Origin of the sequence: Roseateles sp., assembly GCF_036486225.1 — a bacterium.
Taxonomy (GTDB): Bacteria; Pseudomonadota; Gammaproteobacteria; order Burkholderiales; family Burkholderiaceae_C; genus Roseateles.
In genome coordinates, this window is record NZ_DASVNZ010000393.1 from 24,221 (window position 1) to 39,163 (window position 14,943).

Annotated in this window: 15 protein-coding genes and 1 pseudogene; 5 read left to right on the forward strand and 11 right to left on the reverse strand. The window is 69.2% G+C overall.

Translation table 11 applies throughout. The annotated features are described in order from the left end of the window. Positions 1 to 13 precede the first annotated feature (13 nt). Positions 14 to 1,141 carry a tRNA guanosine(34) transglycosylase Tgt gene (gene tgt, locus VF536_RS25540; RefSeq protein WP_331617767.1) on the forward strand — a complete coding sequence of 376 codons (1,128 nt, stop codon included), beginning with the start codon at positions 14 to 16 and terminating at the stop codon, positions 1,139 to 1,141. A gap of 46 nt (positions 1,142 to 1,187) precedes the next feature. After that, positions 1,188 to 1,754, forward strand: a pseudogene (cysC, locus tag VF536_RS25545) (adenylyl-sulfate kinase); the annotation flags it as partial. Here the strand turns inward: cysC and VF536_RS25550 are convergent. Then, positions 1,755 to 3,254 carry a tetratricopeptide repeat-containing sulfotransferase family protein gene (locus VF536_RS25550; protein WP_331617768.1) on the reverse strand — a complete coding sequence of 500 codons (1,500 nt, stop codon included), beginning with the start codon at positions 3,252 to 3,254 and terminating at the stop codon, positions 1,755 to 1,757. A gap of 56 nt (positions 3,255 to 3,310) precedes the next feature. On the opposite strand from VF536_RS25550, the gene VF536_RS25555 reads away from it, so the two are divergent. After that, the gene (locus tag VF536_RS25555; RefSeq protein ID WP_331617769.1) at positions 3,311 to 3,811 is read left to right on the forward strand and encodes a hypothetical protein; all 501 of its coding nucleotides are present in this window, start codon (positions 3,311 to 3,313) and stop codon (positions 3,809 to 3,811) included. Here VF536_RS25555 and VF536_RS25560 read toward each other — a convergent pair whose 3' ends face one another. The 5 genes from VF536_RS25560 to VF536_RS25580 all read right to left on the reverse strand — a co-directional run bounded on the left by VF536_RS25560 (position 3,812) and on the right by VF536_RS25580 (position 9,064). Next, positions 3,812 to 5,737, reverse strand: a complete 1,926-nt coding sequence (locus tag VF536_RS25560; RefSeq protein ID WP_331617770.1) for an MFS transporter — start codon at positions 5,735 to 5,737, stop codon at positions 3,812 to 3,814. 57 nt (positions 5,738 to 5,794) lie between these two features. Further along, positions 5,795 to 6,607 (reverse strand): DUF2145 domain-containing protein, encoded by an 813-nt coding sequence (locus VF536_RS25565; protein WP_331617771.1) that lies wholly within the window; start codon positions 6,605 to 6,607, stop codon positions 5,795 to 5,797. Between the two features lie 14 nt (positions 6,608 to 6,621). Then, positions 6,622 to 7,062: a hypothetical protein gene (locus tag VF536_RS25570; protein WP_331617772.1), complete on the reverse strand. Its 441-nt coding sequence runs from the start codon at positions 7,060 to 7,062 to the stop codon at positions 6,622 to 6,624. Between the two features lie 47 nt (positions 7,063 to 7,109). Then, on the reverse strand, positions 7,110 to 7,583 hold the full coding sequence (locus tag VF536_RS25575; protein ID WP_067279986.1) for a YiaA/YiaB family inner membrane protein: 474 nt from the start codon (positions 7,581 to 7,583) through the stop codon (positions 7,110 to 7,112). Positions 7,584 to 7,816: 233 nt separating this feature from the next. After that, positions 7,817 to 9,064 carry an amidohydrolase family protein gene (locus tag VF536_RS25580; RefSeq protein ID WP_331617773.1) on the reverse strand — a complete coding sequence of 416 codons (1,248 nt, stop codon included), beginning with the start codon at positions 9,062 to 9,064 and terminating at the stop codon, positions 7,817 to 7,819. Positions 9,065 to 9,236: 172 nt separating this feature from the next. On the opposite strand from VF536_RS25580, the gene VF536_RS25585 reads away from it, so the two are divergent. Continuing rightward, the gene (locus VF536_RS25585; RefSeq protein ID WP_331617774.1) at positions 9,237 to 10,001 is read left to right on the forward strand and encodes a helix-turn-helix transcriptional regulator; all 765 of its coding nucleotides are present in this window, start codon (positions 9,237 to 9,239) and stop codon (positions 9,999 to 10,001) included. Between the two features lie 18 nt (positions 10,002 to 10,019). Here the strand turns inward: VF536_RS25585 and VF536_RS25590 are convergent, their stop codons facing one another. From VF536_RS25590 to VF536_RS25605, 4 genes are all read right to left on the reverse strand, one after another. After that, the gene (locus VF536_RS25590) at positions 10,020 to 10,694 is read right to left on the reverse strand and encodes a CAAX prenyl protease-related protein (protein WP_331617775.1); all 675 of its coding nucleotides are present in this window, start codon (positions 10,692 to 10,694) and stop codon (positions 10,020 to 10,022) included. 78 nt (positions 10,695 to 10,772) lie between these two features. Further along, positions 10,773 to 11,180, reverse strand: a complete 408-nt coding sequence (locus tag VF536_RS25595; RefSeq protein ID WP_331617776.1) for a DUF2000 domain-containing protein — start codon at positions 11,178 to 11,180, stop codon at positions 10,773 to 10,775. 40 nt (positions 11,181 to 11,220) lie between these two features. Further along, the gene (locus VF536_RS25600) at positions 11,221 to 12,072 is read right to left on the reverse strand and encodes an AraC family transcriptional regulator (RefSeq protein WP_331617777.1); all 852 of its coding nucleotides are present in this window, start codon (positions 12,070 to 12,072) and stop codon (positions 11,221 to 11,223) included. Then, positions 12,069 to 12,995, reverse strand: a complete 927-nt coding sequence (locus VF536_RS25605) for a LysR family transcriptional regulator (RefSeq protein WP_331617778.1) — start codon at positions 12,993 to 12,995, stop codon at positions 12,069 to 12,071. Before VF536_RS25605 ends, VF536_RS25600 begins: the two co-directional genes overlap by 4 nt. A 152-nt stretch (positions 12,996 to 13,147) precedes the next feature. Between VF536_RS25605 and VF536_RS25610 the strand changes: the two genes are divergently transcribed. Next, complete coding sequence (locus VF536_RS25610; RefSeq protein WP_331617779.1) at positions 13,148 to 13,789, forward strand: NAD(P)-dependent oxidoreductase; 642 nt, start codon at positions 13,148 to 13,150, stop codon at positions 13,787 to 13,789. A 135-nt stretch (positions 13,790 to 13,924) separates the two neighbouring features. Here the strand turns inward: VF536_RS25610 and VF536_RS25615 are convergent, their stop codons facing one another. Then, positions 13,925 to 14,779 (reverse strand): 23S rRNA (adenine(2030)-N(6))-methyltransferase RlmJ, encoded by an 855-nt coding sequence (locus VF536_RS25615; protein ID WP_331617780.1) that lies wholly within the window; start codon positions 14,777 to 14,779, stop codon positions 13,925 to 13,927. Between the last annotated feature and the right edge of the window lie 164 nt (positions 14,780 to 14,943).

Below are 14,943 nucleotides of genomic sequence, written 5' to 3' on the forward strand. Positions count from 1 at the left end.
GATAATCGCGCCCATGCTGAAGTTCGAACTGCTCAAGACCGAAGGCCGCGCACGACGCGGCGTCATGACGCTCAACCACGGCGTCGTGCAGACGCCCATCTTCATGCCGGTGGGCACCTACGGCACCGTCAAGGGGGTGATGCCGCGCTCGCTCGAGGAGATGGGCGCGCAGATCATCCTGGGCAACACCTTCCACCTGTGGATGCGCCCAGGCCTGGACATCATGAAGCAGTTCGGCGGGCTGCACCGCTTCGAGAGCTGGAACAAGCCGATCCTGACGGACTCGGGCGGTTTCCAGGTCTGGTCGCTGGGTGAGATGCGCAAGATCAGCGAGGAGGGCGTCAAGTTCGCGTCTCCGGTGAACGGCGACAAGCTGTTCCTGACGCCGGAGATCTCGATGCAGATCCAGACGGTGCTCAACAGCGACATCGTCATGCAATTCGACGAATGCACGCCCTACGAGTCCAAGGGCCAGCTGACGACCGAGAAGGAAGCGCGGCTGTCGATGGAGATGAGCCTGCGCTGGGCCAAGCGCTGCCAGGACGAATTCACCAAGCTGCAGAACCCGAATGCGCTGTTCGGCATCGTGCAGGGCGGCATGTTCGAGCACCTGCGCGACGTGTCGCTGGCCGGGCTGAAGGATCTGGACCTGCCGGGCTACGCGATCGGCGGGCTGTCGGTGGGCGAGCCCAAGGCGGACATGCTGCGCATCCTCGATCACATCGCCCATCAGCTGCCGGCGGACAAGCCGCGCTACCTGATGGGCGTGGGCACGCCGGAGGATCTGGTCGAAGGCGTGCGCCAGGGCGTGGACATGTTCGACTGCGTCATGCCGACGCGCAACGCGCGCAACGGCCACATGTTCACCCGCTTCGGCGACCTGCGGCTGCGCAACGCGCGCTACAAGTCGGACGAGAAGCCGGTCGACGAGACCTGCACCTGCTACTGCTGCCAGAACTTCAGCCGCGCCTACCTGCATCACCTGGACCGCTGCGGCGAGATGCTGGGCCCAATGCTGACGAGCGTGCACAACCTGCACTACTACCTCAACCTGATGAAGGAAGTGCGCGAGTCGCTGGACGCCGGCGACTTCGAGGGCTTCCGGCAGCGGTTCCAGGCTGACCGCGCCCGCGGCGTATGAGGCCGGCACCATGAGCGGTGACGCGTCCCTGCTGCCGACGTCGCAAGTCGATCGCGCCGCGCGCGCCGAACTCAAAGGTCACGGCAGCGCGGTTGTGTGGCTGACCGGCCTGTCGGGTGCGGGCAAGTCGACCTTGGCGGACCGCGTGGAGCAGCGGCTGCACGCGCAAGGCCTGCACACCTACCTGCTGGACGGCGACGTGTTGCGAGGCGGGCTGAACCGCGACCTGGGCTTCACTGCCCAGGACCGGGGCGAGAACATCCGGCGCGTGGGCGAGGTCGCGCGACTGATGGCCGATGCGGGGCTGATCGTGATCGTGGCGCTGATCTCGCCGTTCCGACGCGATCGGCAGGCGGTGCGCGAGCGCTTCGCCCCGGGCGAGTTCATCGAAGTCCATGTCGACGTGCCGCTGGCGGTCGCTGAGGCGCGCGATCCCAAGGGCCTGTACCGCAAGGCGCGCGCGGGCCTGCTGAAGGACTTCACCGGCGTCGATTCGCCTTATGAGCCGCCAACCGCGCCCGAGTTGCACCTTCGCACGGCCACCGTCTCGCCGGACGCCGCTGCCGACGCCGTGCTGGCGCACCTGCGCGCTGCGGGTCTGCTGGGCAGCTGATCAGCGGGGGAGACCGCCCTCGGCGTCGTTCGCGAGCGGGCCGAGCGCCGCGCGCAGTCCACCGAGATGACGCTCATAGTGGCGCCACCGGCCCGAGGAGCGCTGGTACAGCGGCTGCCGCACCTGCCAGTTGCTGGGCGTCGCGACGCTGGCCGTACTGGCGTGGAAATTCAGGCAGGCCTCATCCCATGTCAGGCCCAGGTGTTCCAGCGCCGCCGCGATGTGCGGGCGCGGGTCGGCGACCAGCGCGTCGTAGTCGACATCGTGGATGTCGTCCCCGTACAGCGATTTCCAATGGGCCATCAGCCGCCGGTACTGGCGATACCAGTGCGCAATGTCCTCCAGGTCTAGCGAGTACGCCATCGACGGACCGAGGTGCAGGAAGAACACGGACAGGCAGTTGTCGAGCACGGCGCGCCGTGTGTGCAGGATCTTCGCGTCCGGGAAGAGCTGCTTGATGAGGCCGACGAAGAGGAAGTTGTCAGGGCGCTTGTCCGTCAGCCGTGCCGCGCCAGGGAATCGCATCGCGACGCCGTCGCGGTACTCGCGACGCAACTGGGCGACGAGTTCGGCGGGCAGCGGGCGGTCCGGTTCCGCCAGACGCGGCAGCAGATGGCGGTGGGCGAGGCTGGGCAGCAGGTCGATCTCTCCGCCAGGGCGTACACCGGGATGGCTGCCCAGGATCTGCTCCAGCAGCGTCGATCCCGAGCGGAACATGCCGCAGATGAAGACCGCCGGCGCAGGGGCGACGGATTCGTCTGGGCGGGAGGGCGGCACTGGCTGCAGCGACTGGCGGATGAGCGTGTCGACCAGCCGTTCATGCGCGTCGCGGTCGTAGCGCAGCGGGGTGCGGCCCTGGCTGAACCGCGCGGCCCGGTTCGCGTGGGCGTAGGCGGCGAAGGCGTCATCATGGGACCCGGCGTCGTCGAGCGCCTTGCCCAGGGCGAAGGCGAGGTCCGCGTGTTCGGCGGGATGCCGGCCGCGAACGCCCAGCGCCTGCCTCAGGCGCTGGATCAGCGGATCGGCGGGGGAGTCGAAGCGGCGCAGGTTCGCCAGCCTGGAGAGGGCCAGCGCATGGCCCGGGTCGACGGCGAGCGCCTGTTCGTAGCGGGCCTGGGCCTGGACGCGTTCCCCGCGTTGCTCGTGCAGGTTGCCCAGGTTCACCAAGGCCGGCAGGAAACGGGGCGCGATGGCGAGCGCACGCTTCAGCTCGGCCATCGCGTCGGCCTCGCGGCGCAGGTCTTCGGCGAGGATCACGCTGCGGTTCAGATGAATCTCTTCGGCGCCCTGGGCGCCCAAGGCCAGCGCGCGATCGTAGGCGGCCAGCGCAGCGGGGAAATCGCGCAGCTGGCGTTGGAGGTAAGCCAGGTTGAACCAGTCGTCGGGTAGTCCGGGCGTCACGTCCAAGAGCGTGCGGTACGCCGTGACGGCCTGCGCCGTTCTGCCCGCGGAAAGGTGTCCGACGGCGGCGTCGCGCAGGGAAAAAACGGGGTCTTGCATGGTCGCGACCATTCTTGCACGCGGGACCGGGCGTAACCCCTGGCATCATCCCGGCCATGTTGAAGAGCTTGCTGGCGCCGCTGCGCGGGATGGTGCGCCTGGTGCTGGCGCTGGTGATCCTGTTCGAGGAATGGGGCTGGGAACCGCTGCAGCGCGCGATGGCCGCGATCGGCCGACTGCCGGTGCTGCGGCAACTGGAAGCCGTCGTGAGGCGGCTTCCGCCGTATGCGGCGCTGGTGGTGTTTTTCCTGCCAGGCCTGATGCTGTTGCCGATCAAGCTGCTGGCGCTCTGGCTCATCGGCATCGGCCGGCCAGGCCTGGGGCTCTGCGTCATCGTGCTGGCGAAGGTCATCGGCACGGCGGTGGTGGCGCGGATCTTCGCGCTGACACAGCCCGCGCTGATGAGCCTGCCCTGGTTCGCGCGGCTCTACGGGCGCTGGACCGTGTGGAAGGAAGGCCTGCTCGTCTGGGTCCGCGCGAGCGCGGTGTGGCGATCGGCGAGGGCGATCAAGTTGCGGATCCGGCGCGCGCTTCGGCGCGGGACCCGCAGTGCCTGATCAGGCCTTCGCCGGATGTCCCGTCACGGCGTTCTCTGATCCGAGCAACACCGCCACCCGTTCCCTCAACAACTCCGGCGTCACCTCCTTCGCCGCGATCGGCGCCGACGCCACCAGCCCCACGCGGCTGAACAGCCCGCGCCGGAACGGCCGCACCATCGCCTGACCCTGCTCGACGCGCGAGAAGAACGAGCCCCACAGGTTCTGCAGCGCCATCGGCACCACCGGGATGTCGGGGCGTCCCTCCAGCAGCTTCATCACGCCGCCCTTGAAGGCCTGCAGCGAGCCGTCACGTGTGAGGCCGCCTTCCGGGAAGATCCCCACCAGCTCGCCGTCGTCCAGCACCGCCTGCGCGGCGGCGAAGGCGGCGTCATAGGTCGCCGCGTCTTCCTTCTGCGGCGCGATCGGGATGGCCTTGGCCAGCTTGAACATCCAGCCCAGCACCGGCACCCGGAAGATGCGGTGGTCCATCAGGAAGCGGATCGGCCGCGGGCTCGCCGCCATCAGCAGCACCGCGTCGACGAAGCTCACGTGGTTGCACACCAGCACCGCCGCGCCCTGCGTCGGGATGTGCTGATCGCCGGTGACGCGGAAACGGTAGATGAGGCGCGACAGCACGAAGGCGAAGAAGCGCAGCAGGTACTCCGGCACCACGAGGAAGATGTAGAACGCCACCACCGCGTTGGCGATGCCGACCACGAGGAACAGCTGCGGGATCGTCAGGCCCGCGCCCAGCAGCGCGCCGGCCAGGATGGAGCTGGCGATCATGAACAGCGCGTTGAGGATGTTGTTGGCCGCGATGATCCGCGCGCGGTGCGAAGGCTGCGCGCGCATCTGGATCAGCGCGTACATCGGCACGCTGTACAGGCCGGCGAAGAGCGCCAGCAGGCCCAGGTCGGCCAGCACGCGCCAGTGCGCATGATTGGCGAGGAAGGCTCCCACGCTCAACGGCGACGACGGCGGCAGCCCGCGCGAGGCGAAGTACAGGTCGATCGCGAAGACGCTCATGCCGATGGCGCCCAACGGCACGAGGCCGATCTCGACCTGCCGGCGCGACAGCATCTCGCACATCAGGGAGCCGATGCCGATGCCGATCGAGAACACCATCAGCAGCAGCGAGGCGACCTGCTCGTTGCCGTGCAGCACCTCCTTCGCGAACGACGGGAAGTTGGCCAGGAACACCGCGCCGAAGAACCACATCCAGGAGATGCCCAGCAGCGAACGGAACACCGCCAGCTGGCCGTGCGCCAGCTTCAGGTTGCGCCAGGTCTCGGTGACCGGGTTCCAGTTGATGACGAGGTCGGGATCGGTCGAGGGGCTGGCGGGAATCGCCTGCGCCGTCGCGCGACCCAGCAGCGCCACCACCACGCAGGCGATCGCCACGTGCTGCGGCCCGACGATCGGCGTCGCGACCAGCAGACCGCCCGCCAGGTTGCCCAGCAGGATGGAGACGAAGGTGCCCATCTCCACCATGCCGTTGCCGCCGGTGATCTCGTGATCGCTGAGGTGCTGCGGCAGGTAGGCGTACTTCACCGGCCCGAACAGCGTCGAGTGCAGCCCCATCAGGAACACGCAGCCCAGCAGCACCGGCACGTTGACCGCGTAGAAGCCGTAGGCGGCCAGCGCCATGATGACGATCTCGAGCGACTTCACGAATCGCATCAGCCGCGCCTTGTCGTACTTGTCGGCGAGCTGGCCGCTGGTGGCCGAGAACAGCACGAACGGCAGGATGAACAAGGCGCCGATCGCCAGGCCCGCCTGCGTCGGCGGCAGCCAGCTCACGTTGAGCTGGTAGGTCACCAGCACCGTGAAGGCGAACTTGAACAGGTTGTCGTTGCCCGCGCCGAGGAACTGCGTCCAGAAGAAGGGCGCGAACCGGCGCTGGCTCAGCAACGCGAACTGGCTGGTGTGGGAAGAGTCGCTCATGGGAGGGCTCGCTGTGGAAGTCGGAGGAGAGTGTCGGTCAGTTCCCGTGGACGGGCGTCAGGGCGCCGCCTTGACGATCTGCGGCGCCTGGCCGTAGCCGCTGCGGGTCAGCCAACTGAAGACGGTGTCGGCCGTGGTGGTCTCGATGTGACCGGCGAAGCGCTTGGCCGAAGGATGGTCGTCGAAGGCGACGTTGGCCATGCCGATGCGCGCGCCCAGGCGCTTGGCAGTCGACAGGCGCAGGTCGGACGGCTCGTAGCCCTGGCGCTTGAGCCAGTCCTGCGCCTGCGCCCGGTTGAGCACCTCGCGCGGCGCGGCGGCGGACGCCAGCGTCTCCAGCGCCCACTGGTTGCTCTGCTGGTACTGGCGCGACCAGGGGTAGGCGACCATGTTGTAGTCCGGCGTGTGCAGCGCCGCCGAGCGGGCGTTCTCCTTCAGCACCGGCAGCAGCGCCTGCTGCAGCTCGGGCTTGAGGACCGAGAACGCCGCCTCGTAGCGGACCGGACTGTCCATGAAGAATTCGCCCAGTCCCTGGCGGTACAGATCGGCCAGCGCCGTGCCGCACTGGTTGAGCTTGTGCATCACGCGCCAGACCGGCCTGGCATCGGCGCCGCTGCCCATCGTGTCGCGATAGACGAAGCCCACGTGCGACCAGCGCAGCCCGTACTCGCTCAGGTCCTGGCCAGCGCGCGCCAGCAGCACGACGTCGGCCCCGCTGCGGTCCAGCGCCGCGGCGGTCGCCTGCGCGAGGTCCATGCCGCGGCGGATCTGGTCGATCGTGGGCTTGGCGTTCTCGCACGGGCGGCCGGCCTGCGCCGGACCCGCTGCCAGCGCGGCGGCCAGCACGGCCGCCGTCAGCATCGTCTTCATGGCGTGACCGCCGCTCATCGCGTGACGCGGTCCTTGCCGGTGACGCGTTCGTTGTGCAGCAGCGAGGCGCCGATCTCGTTCGGGATGAAGGCGATGGCCTCGGCCGCGGCGGAGATCACGTAGCCCGTGCTGATCGCCGTGATGACGACGGCGGTGCCGATCGAGTTCGCGGCGCTGGAGACGACCTTGCCGGAGAACTCGACGCTGATGCGCACGCCGTCGGAGGCGCGCTGCAGCACCCAGACGGTGCCGCGGGCGGTGCTCTCGACCGCGACGACGACGAAGGCCGCGCCGCCGACCAGCACCGCGGAAGGCGCGACGACCGAGATGGCGACCGGGACGGCCGACAGTGCGGCGCTGGCGTCACTGGGGCCGTTGGCGCGGGCCGCGCCGGTCGCACCGAAGGCGAGGGCGGCGGCGGTCAGCAGGGCGATGAGGGAGAAACGGGGACGCATGAGGAAACTCCTTGTGGGGGCGGTCGGCGCGAGGATTGCGGCGATGCTCATTGAGCGGCGGCCGGCACGGCCTCGCGCTGGGCGTCGCGGCGGCCTTGCAGGCGCGCTTCGGCCAGCTCGGCCTCGTGGGCGTCGCGCAGCATCTTGGCGAGCGTGAAGACGTTGGAGATCAGGTAGAACCAGCAGACCAGCAGGTAGGCCTTCCAGACGGGCTGGACCTCCATGCGCCACAGGCCCCAGCCGGTGAGCGCCATCGCCAGGGCGAAGCCGCTCCAGACGACCAGGCCCCACATCGGGGTGTCGGTGCGGGCGCCCTGGTTGTCGCGGATGTACTTGGACAGCGCGAAGGCGGCGGACAGGCAGAACACGTAGCCCATGACCATGAAGGCGCGGTCCAGGTCCGCGCCGGGGAGCCAGGCCAGCCCGATCGCGCAGAGCGCGACGCTGATGCCGAAAGAGATCCACACCTGGTAGCGCCAGGCTTGCGTGTCGCGCTGGATGCGGATGTGCGGGGTGGTCATGTCTGGGTTTCCTCCTGTCAGCCGGTCGGTCGGGACCGGTTGTGGTTGCCGGGGTCGTCGCCCCGTCGGGTGGTTTCCGGTGGCGATGGCGCAACTGTCGTCGCGGGCGCCCGGTTCCCCTTGCTGATTTGCGGCGAGTATCACCCGCCGCCTGTCCTGGTATCGATCGGTGCTACCGCTCGATCCGGGCGGGCCTCGCCGCCGGGGTGACCCCGGGGTTCAGTGGGAGGACTTCATGCCGCCGGCACAGGGAAGTGCCGGGCGGTCGCGAAGACCGGAGCGCTCAATGCGTCTCCCTGCCACCGGGCGAACCGCTTGAGGGCGAGATCAAACATCAGGGGATGGTGGTTGCGCAATGCCCCCAAAGGAGCGACGTGGATCTCGTCCAGCACCCCGGCCCGGACGAGCTGGGGCAACTGGACCAGCGGCAGCACACCCGGCAGCGGGTAGTCGGAGCCATGCAGAAGACGGTCGTGCCAGTCCTTGCGACGCAGCACGGTGCGCCAGACCTCGGGCCGGCGGTTGAACTGGAACATCGCGGAGACGTCGCCGAGCAGCAGACCGTTCCAGGCGGGCTCGTCCATCAGGCGCGCGAAGAGCTCGAAGGCGGGAACGGAGCGGGGACGCGGCAGGTCCAGGTCCATCGCGTGGCCCAGCGAGGCGCAGTGCGCCGCGATCACGCGCACGCCGTGGCGCAGCGGCTCCCGCAGCAGCAGCGGATTGCCGAGGTCCTGGCGGTCCGCGCCGGGGACGGCGTGCTCCTCCCCGCAGTGGACGATGAGCGGGATTCTGGCGGCGGCGAGGCGGTCGTAGAACGGCCGCAGACGGGCGTCGCGCAGGTCGATGGCCATGCTGCTGGGCAGCCACTTCATCGCCAGCGCGCCGCCGGCGATCGCGCGGTCCAGACGTTCCAGCGCGTCCTCGCGGTTCGGATGGATGCTGGCGACCCAGCCGAAGCGGTCGGGACGTTCGGCGGCGATGGCGCGGGCATAGGCATCGGGGACATGGAAGGTCGTCCAGTCGGGCCTGCGGTGACCGGCGGCATCCACGGCCTCGTCGAACGCGAAGAGCAGCCAGCGCGCACCGACCGGGAACTCATCCGCCAGCGCGGTGAGCCGGCGGACGTAGGCGCGGTCGACATCCCCCGCCGCGACCGAGCGCGGAGCTACGCAGGCGCCGTTGAGGATCGCGTGTTTGCGGGCGAACTCGACCGGATGCCACCACTGCGACAGCGAGGGCGCGATCCAGCAGCCCGAGCCCGAGTCACCGGTGCCGATCAGATGGGCATGGACATCCCAGAGCTGCTTGGCATCAATGCCGTCCCAGATGCGTTCGAGCCAGTCGGGATCCACGCCGGGGATCGGCAGGGCCGGGTGGCCGCAGGGGTTGCGCAGCGGACCGGCCGCATCGGCCGCGAGCGCGCTGAAGAGGCCCGCGGCCGCGGCGGCGCCGCAGCACAGGAGATGACGTCGGCGGAGCATGGTCGGCGCTCGTGGAAGTGGGAACGGGCGCGATGGTCCGGCTCTCTGCGTGGCAACCGTCCCGCGGGCTGACGCGGTATCGCGGCGCGAGCCGGACGGTCTCGAATCCCGGTACCCGATACCCGGCCGCGCTGTCGGGTTGCGCTGCCGACTTGCGCTAACGTCCGCCCCCATGGCGAGCACGCAATCCCTCATCGATCTCATCAAGGCCGAGCTGAAGCAGGCCGGCATCAGCTATGCGCAGCTGGCGACCGCGCTGGACCTGTCGGAGTCCAGCGTGAAGCGGATGTTCGCGTCGGGCGGCGAGATGCCGCTGTCGCGGATCGACGAGATCTGCCGCGTGCTGAAGACCGATTTCGCGGAGCTGTCGCAGCGCCTGGCCAAGTCGACTTCGCTGCGCAGCGAGCTGACGCTGCAGCAGGAGCGCGAGGTCGTCGCCGATGAGAAGCTGCTGCTGACCGCCATCTGCTGCCTGAGCCAGTGGAGCTTCGAGCAGATCGTCGCGACCTACCGCATGGGTGAGCCGGACGTGACGCGCGCGCTCGCGCAGCTGGATCGGCTCGGCATCATCGAACTACGGCCCTTGAACCGGTATCGGCTGCAGGTCGCCAAGACCTTCCGCTGGCGGCCGCAAGGCCCGGTGATGGCCTTCTTCCGCGAGAACGTCATGCAGGACTTCTTCGCCGGTGGTTTCGACAACGACGCGGAATTGCTGATGCTGGTCCACGGGCAGCTCAGCCCCGGCATGGCGCGCGAGCTGCGGGACCGGCTGCAGCGTGTCGCCGAGGACTTCGCCCGCCAGCATCTGCTGGACCAGAAACTGCCCGACGAGGAGAAGCGCCAGTTCACGCTGGTGATGGGCATGCGCTGCTGGCTGTTCGAGCGCTTCAAGCACCTGCAGCGGCCGGCGGCCGTGACCAAGGCGCTCAAGCGTTGAGACGCGGCGGGCAGCCGCTCACCAGAACTCCCACCGCCCGCTCCAGACCACCCAGATGCCGAGCACCCCGTTCGTCACCGCGTGGGCGATGACGGCGCACCACAGCTTGCCGGTGCGGATGTAGAGCCATGCGTAGGCCGCGCCGGCCACGATGGCCGCGAGCCACAGCGTGTGGGCGAGCATGAAGACGAAGGTCGACAGCACCAGCGCCCGCAGGCCGGCGGCGCGCGGGTCGACCGTCTCGAACTGCGGACTCGAGATCCAGCGCATCAGGAAGCTGCGCCAGAACAGCTCCTCCATCACCGGCACGATCAGGGTTGCGCCCAGCCAGCGGATCGCGATCAGCGTCCAGTCCACGCGGCCGTCCGCGGTCATCGGCACGAAGGCGGCGGTGGCCTCGCCGAGCTGCATCCAGGGCGCGTCGAGGTGGATCCACAACCCGAAGACGATCAGGCCGACCGCGACGCTCATCGCGGCCTCGCCGAGGCGCGGCCGGTTCTGCCGGGCGAATTCGCCGTAACCGCGCCAGAACCACGCCAGCGCGCCGCCGACCACGACCAGGTTCAGCGCGTAGATCCAGCGCGGATCGAGGCCCAGGGCGTTCTGCTCGGGCAGGGCGCCCCGCAGCGCCAGCAGCAGCATGAAGAGGGCGAACGGGACGATGCGGGCCCAGGCGGCTTGACTCAGTTGCATGGGGCCAATGTAGCGGCGCGCCGTGACGACGGCATGCGGACAACCGAGAGGCTGTCTGCGGTGCAGTCGGCGCGGCGGTCAGCGGTGCAGCGAGAGACCCTTGATCGCCTTGTCCACGGCCTTCTTCGGTCCGCGCAACGCCAGACCGACGAGGTCGGGCCGCTCGGCGTCCTCCGCGAGGAAGGCGGCGCGGTTGGCCTCGTCATGGCCGGTCGAGAACATCGCGTGGACGTAGGGCACCAGGGTCAGGTCGTGCTCGAGCCCCTTGCGGTACGCGGTCTGCAGGCCGGCGAGGTCCGCCTCGAAGACCAGCATCGGCTGACCCAGCATGGCGGCATAGCGGCGGCCAAGGGCGTCGACATAGGGCTCGCCGATCGCCTCCGGCGCCGAGGCCGCGATCCCCGTCGCGAGGAATGCGGTCACGTTCAGCCGCTGCCAGGTTGCCAGGTCGTTCCGGACGATGAGGGCCACTTTCGTATCAAACATGGACGTCGCACGGCGTGCTTCAACTGCGAAGCCCACATCGTCACGTCGGCCCCGGATCCCGGTCTAGAAGGTTTGTGCAGCGGCGGCGGTAGTCGGCCGGCGTGAGGCGGTAGGCGCGCTGGAACCAGCGTCCCAAGTGGCTCTGGTCGGAGAAGCCGACCTCGGTCGCGACCTCGGACGGCCGGTGGCCGCGCGCCAGCAGCGCCCGTGCCGCGCGCAGCCGCAGGCTCACGAGGTAGGCGTGGGGCGACTGGCCGAAGGACTGCTTGAACTGCCGCGTCAGCCGGAAACGGTCCATCCCCGTGTGCGCGACCAGGTCGTCGAGTCCGACATCCCCTGCCATCCGGTCATGGAGGAACTCGCGGGCGCGCTCCGCCAGCCGGGACGAGTCCCCTCGCACCGGTTCGTCCGAGACATCGACATGTCGGGCCAGCAGCCCCATCAGGCGGTCGAGCGTCTGGTCGCAGCCCAGACGCGCTTCACCGGCGTGGAGCGCGTCGAAGGCCGACTCGATCGCCGTGAAGAGGCGGGGATCGTCCGCGAGCGTGTCGCGGAATGCCGGCTGGATGGCGGACAACCCGCCGAGCCCGTGCTGCGCCAGCAACCGCGTCGTCCAGTCCTGCGGCAGATAGAGCATCGCGTAGGTGAAACCGGTCTCTTCCGGCGCATGGCCGTCGTGCACCGCGCCCGGCTCGATCAGGATCGCGCGGCCGGGCGTGCTCGTGTGCAGCGCGCGCTGGCACCGGAAGCGCTGCACCCCTTGCTGGGTGATGCCGATCAGCAGTTCGTCGTGGCCGTGCGGGTCGTAGGCATGCCCGGTGAAATGCGCCCGCACGGTCTCGATGCCGGTGCGTGGATCGCGTCGCAGCTGGATCCAGTGGTCATCGGTCATCCGGGGCGCTCCGGGTCGCTCCGCGTCGTTGCGGCGCCTGCGAACGCAGAGGCGAGCGCTTCAATCGCGTGGCGTACTTTGGCCGGCTGCGCATCGCGCTGCGGCGTCATCACGTAGACCGGCAGCATCGGCAGCGACCAGCCCGGCAGCAGCGGGAGGAGGCGGCCCTGGGACTGCGACTCCTCGACGTCCTCCGCGCTGAGGAAGGCCAGCCCGATGCCCGCTTCGCAGAACTGCTGCAGGCTGAGCTGGTTGTTGCTGCTCGCGCGCGGGCTGACACGCAGCACCTCCTCGCGACCGTCGGGGCCGATCAGCGAGAGGTTCCGGATCGCGCCGGTGTCCGAGCGCAGGAACACCCAGTCGTGCCGCGTCAGGTCCGACATCGTGGTGGGCACGCCGCGCCGCGCCAGATAGGCCGGTGCGGCATAGAGCCCCACCGTCCGCTGCCCGATGCGCTGCGCGACCCAGTTGCTGTCGGGCAGGCGGCCGAAGCGCACGGCCAGGTCGATGCGCTTGGCGACGAGGTCGGTGAAGCCGTCGTCGACCTCCAGGTGCAGGCTCATCCCCGGATGGGCTGCCAGCAGCGGCGCCAGCGCCGGTCCGATCTGCCGCGCCGCGCCGACGGGCGCGCTGATGCGCAACTCGCCTTCGGGCGCGTCGCGCAGGTGATGCAGCTGGGTCTGCGCGTCACGCGCGGCGGCCAGCATCGCCTGGCAGCCCTGCACGAAGCGTTCTCCGGCGGGTGTCAGGCTGATGCGGCGGGTCGACCGGTGCAGCAGCGTCACGCCCATGTCGCGCTCCAGCGCACGCAGCTGCTGGCTGACCGCGGAGGTCGTGGTCTGCAACTGCCGCGCCGCCGCGACCAGGCTGCCCTGTTCGACGACGGTCGCCAGCACGGCCATCCGGCGGAGTTGGTCCAGCATCGGGGGATTGTGTAGATCGTCTAAAGAATGGAGTCGGATTCTGAGGACTTCTGCGGAGATTGTGAAGTTCCTACAGTCGAATCCATGGCGACACCCCCGTCGCTCCCCCGGAATCTTCGGAACCCAGCGAAACCCGCTCGAAAGGAATCCCCATGAAAGTCGCCCTGATCGGACCGACCGGCTTTGTCGGCAAGGAAGTGCTCAAGGAACTGCTGTCCCGCGGCCACGAGGTCGTCGCCCTGGCGCGCGATCCGGCCAAGCTGGACGCCCGTGCCGGCCTCACCGTGGTGAAGACCGACGCGAAGCAGTCGGATCAGGTCGCCGCCGCTGTCGAAGGCGTCGATGCGGTCGTCAGCGCCTACAACCCGGGCTGGTCGGTGGCAGACATCCACACCGAGTTCCTGGAAGGCACCCGAGCGATCTACGACGGCGTCAAGCGCGCCGGCGTGAAGCGCCTGCTGGTGGTCGGCGGCGCGGGCAGCCTGTATGCGGCGCCGGGCGTGCAGATCGTGGACCTGCCGGAGTTCCCGGACCAATGGAAGCAGGGCGCCCTGGCCGCGCGCGAGGCGCTGAACCTGATCCGTCTGGAATCGTCGCTCGACTGGACCTTCCTGTCGCCCGCCCCGCACCTGGAACCGGGTGAGCGCCGCGGCAGCTACCGCGTCAGCCTGGACACGCCGGTGATGGACGCCAACGGGCCGGCGCATGTGTCGACGGCCGACCTGGCGGTCGCCATCGTCGACGAGCTGGAACGCCCGCAGCACATTCGCCGGCGGTTCACCGTCGGATACTGATCGAGGACGGCGATCGCAGCGGATGCCGGTGCCCCCGTCCGCTCAATCTCCTCCTCGCCGCTCGGAATTCGCGGCCGGGGGCACCGGCATCCGCCGCTCCGGGCGAGGACTTCGTAAGAGCGTGCGTGAGCGCGATCAGGCCGTCTGCTGTTCCAGCAGGTAGTTGGCGTCGTCGTACTGGCCGAGCGTGTCCACCAGCGTGGGCAGGCATTCGGCCAGCTTGTCGTGGAGCACGAACGGCGGGTTCACGACGAACATGCCGCTGCCCATCATGCCGAAGCCGCGCTCGTCGGCCTGCGTGACGGTGAGGCGCACATGCAGCCAGCCCTTCTTCGCGACGGGCTCGGAGGCGGACTTCAGGCGCTGCACGAGCTGCGCGGACTCGACGGTCTGCAGCTGCGGATACCAGATCGCGATCGTGCCGTCGGCGAAGCGTTGCAGCGCCTCGCGCAGCGCGGCGACGACCTTGCCGTAGTCGGCCTTGATCTCATAGGACGGATCCATCAGCACGACGCCGCGGCGCGAGGGCGGCGGCAGTTCCGCCTTCAGCGACGCGAAGCCGTCCTGCTGCAGGACCTGCGTGTTGGCGCGGTCCTCGAGGTAGCTGGCGAGGATGCGGTGGTCGGTGCCGTGCAGCTCGTAGCAGCGCAGGCGGTCGTCGAAGCGCATCAGCATGCGCGCGATGGCCGGCGAGCCGGGGTACTGCTCGAGCTTCTTGCCGGGGTTGAAGTCGTGCACCAGCTGCACGTACTGCTGCAGCGGTTCGGGCAGGTCCTTGCGCGAATAGAGCGCGGCGATGCCGCCGGCGTGTTCGGCGTTCTTCTGGGCGTAGCGGCCGTCGAGGGCGTAGCCGCCGGCGCCGGCGTGGGTGTCCACCAGCGTGTAGGGCTTGTCCTTTTCCCCCATGTAGCGGAGGACCTCGGCCAGCACCAGGTGTTTGAGCACGTCGGCATGGTTGCCGGCGTGGAAGGCGTGTCGGTAAGCGAGCATGGACAGGACTGTAGCGCGCCCCCGGCCAAGGTTCCCCCCACGGGGCTAGCAAATCCAAGGCATCGATCCCTCAACGGACCCATGAATGTGCAGGAGGGCCCGTCGCGGAATCGCGACGGCATCGCGGCCAGGTGAAATTGGGCCCTCCGGAACGGGCGCAGGAT

Coding starts and splice junctions, on each gene's coding strand:
- VF536_RS25550 (WP_331617768.1), bottom strand. CDS start 3,254: ATGCAAGACCCCGTTTTTTCCCTGCGCGACGCCGCCGTCGGACACCTT.
- VF536_RS25610 (WP_331617779.1), top strand. CDS start 13,148: ATGAAAGTCGCCCTGATCGGACCGACCGGCTTTGTCGGCAAGGAAGTG.
- VF536_RS25590 (WP_331617775.1), bottom strand. CDS start 10,694: ATGCAACTGAGTCAAGCCGCCTGGGCCCGCATCGTCCCGTTCGCCCTC.
- VF536_RS25605 (WP_331617778.1), bottom strand. CDS start 12,995: ATGCTGGACCAACTCCGCCGGATGGCCGTGCTGGCGACCGTCGTCGAA.
- VF536_RS25555 (WP_331617769.1), top strand. CDS start 3,311: ATGTTGAAGAGCTTGCTGGCGCCGCTGCGCGGGATGGTGCGCCTGGTG.
- VF536_RS25565 (WP_331617771.1), bottom strand. CDS start 6,607: ATGAAGACGATGCTGACGGCGGCCGTGCTGGCCGCCGCGCTGGCAGCG.
- VF536_RS25570 (WP_331617772.1), bottom strand. CDS start 7,062: ATGCGTCCCCGTTTCTCCCTCATCGCCCTGCTGACCGCCGCCGCCCTC.
- VF536_RS25585 (WP_331617774.1), top strand. CDS start 9,237: ATGGCGAGCACGCAATCCCTCATCGATCTCATCAAGGCCGAGCTGAAG.
- VF536_RS25575 (WP_067279986.1), bottom strand. CDS start 7,583: ATGACCACCCCGCACATCCGCATCCAGCGCGACACGCAAGCCTGGCGC.
- VF536_RS25560 (WP_331617770.1), bottom strand. CDS start 5,737: ATGAGCGACTCTTCCCACACCAGCCAGTTCGCGTTGCTGAGCCAGCGC.
- VF536_RS25580 (WP_331617773.1), bottom strand. CDS start 9,064: ATGCTCCGCCGACGTCATCTCCTGTGCTGCGGCGCCGCCGCGGCCGCG.
- tgt (WP_331617767.1), top strand. CDS start 14: ATGCTGAAGTTCGAACTGCTCAAGACCGAAGGCCGCGCACGACGCGGC.
- VF536_RS25595 (WP_331617776.1), bottom strand. CDS start 11,180: ATGTTTGATACGAAAGTGGCCCTCATCGTCCGGAACGACCTGGCAACC.
- VF536_RS25600 (WP_331617777.1), bottom strand. CDS start 12,072: ATGACCGATGACCACTGGATCCAGCTGCGACGCGATCCACGCACCGGC.
- VF536_RS25615 (WP_331617780.1), bottom strand. CDS start 14,779: ATGCTCGCTTACCGACACGCCTTCCACGCCGGCAACCATGCCGACGTG.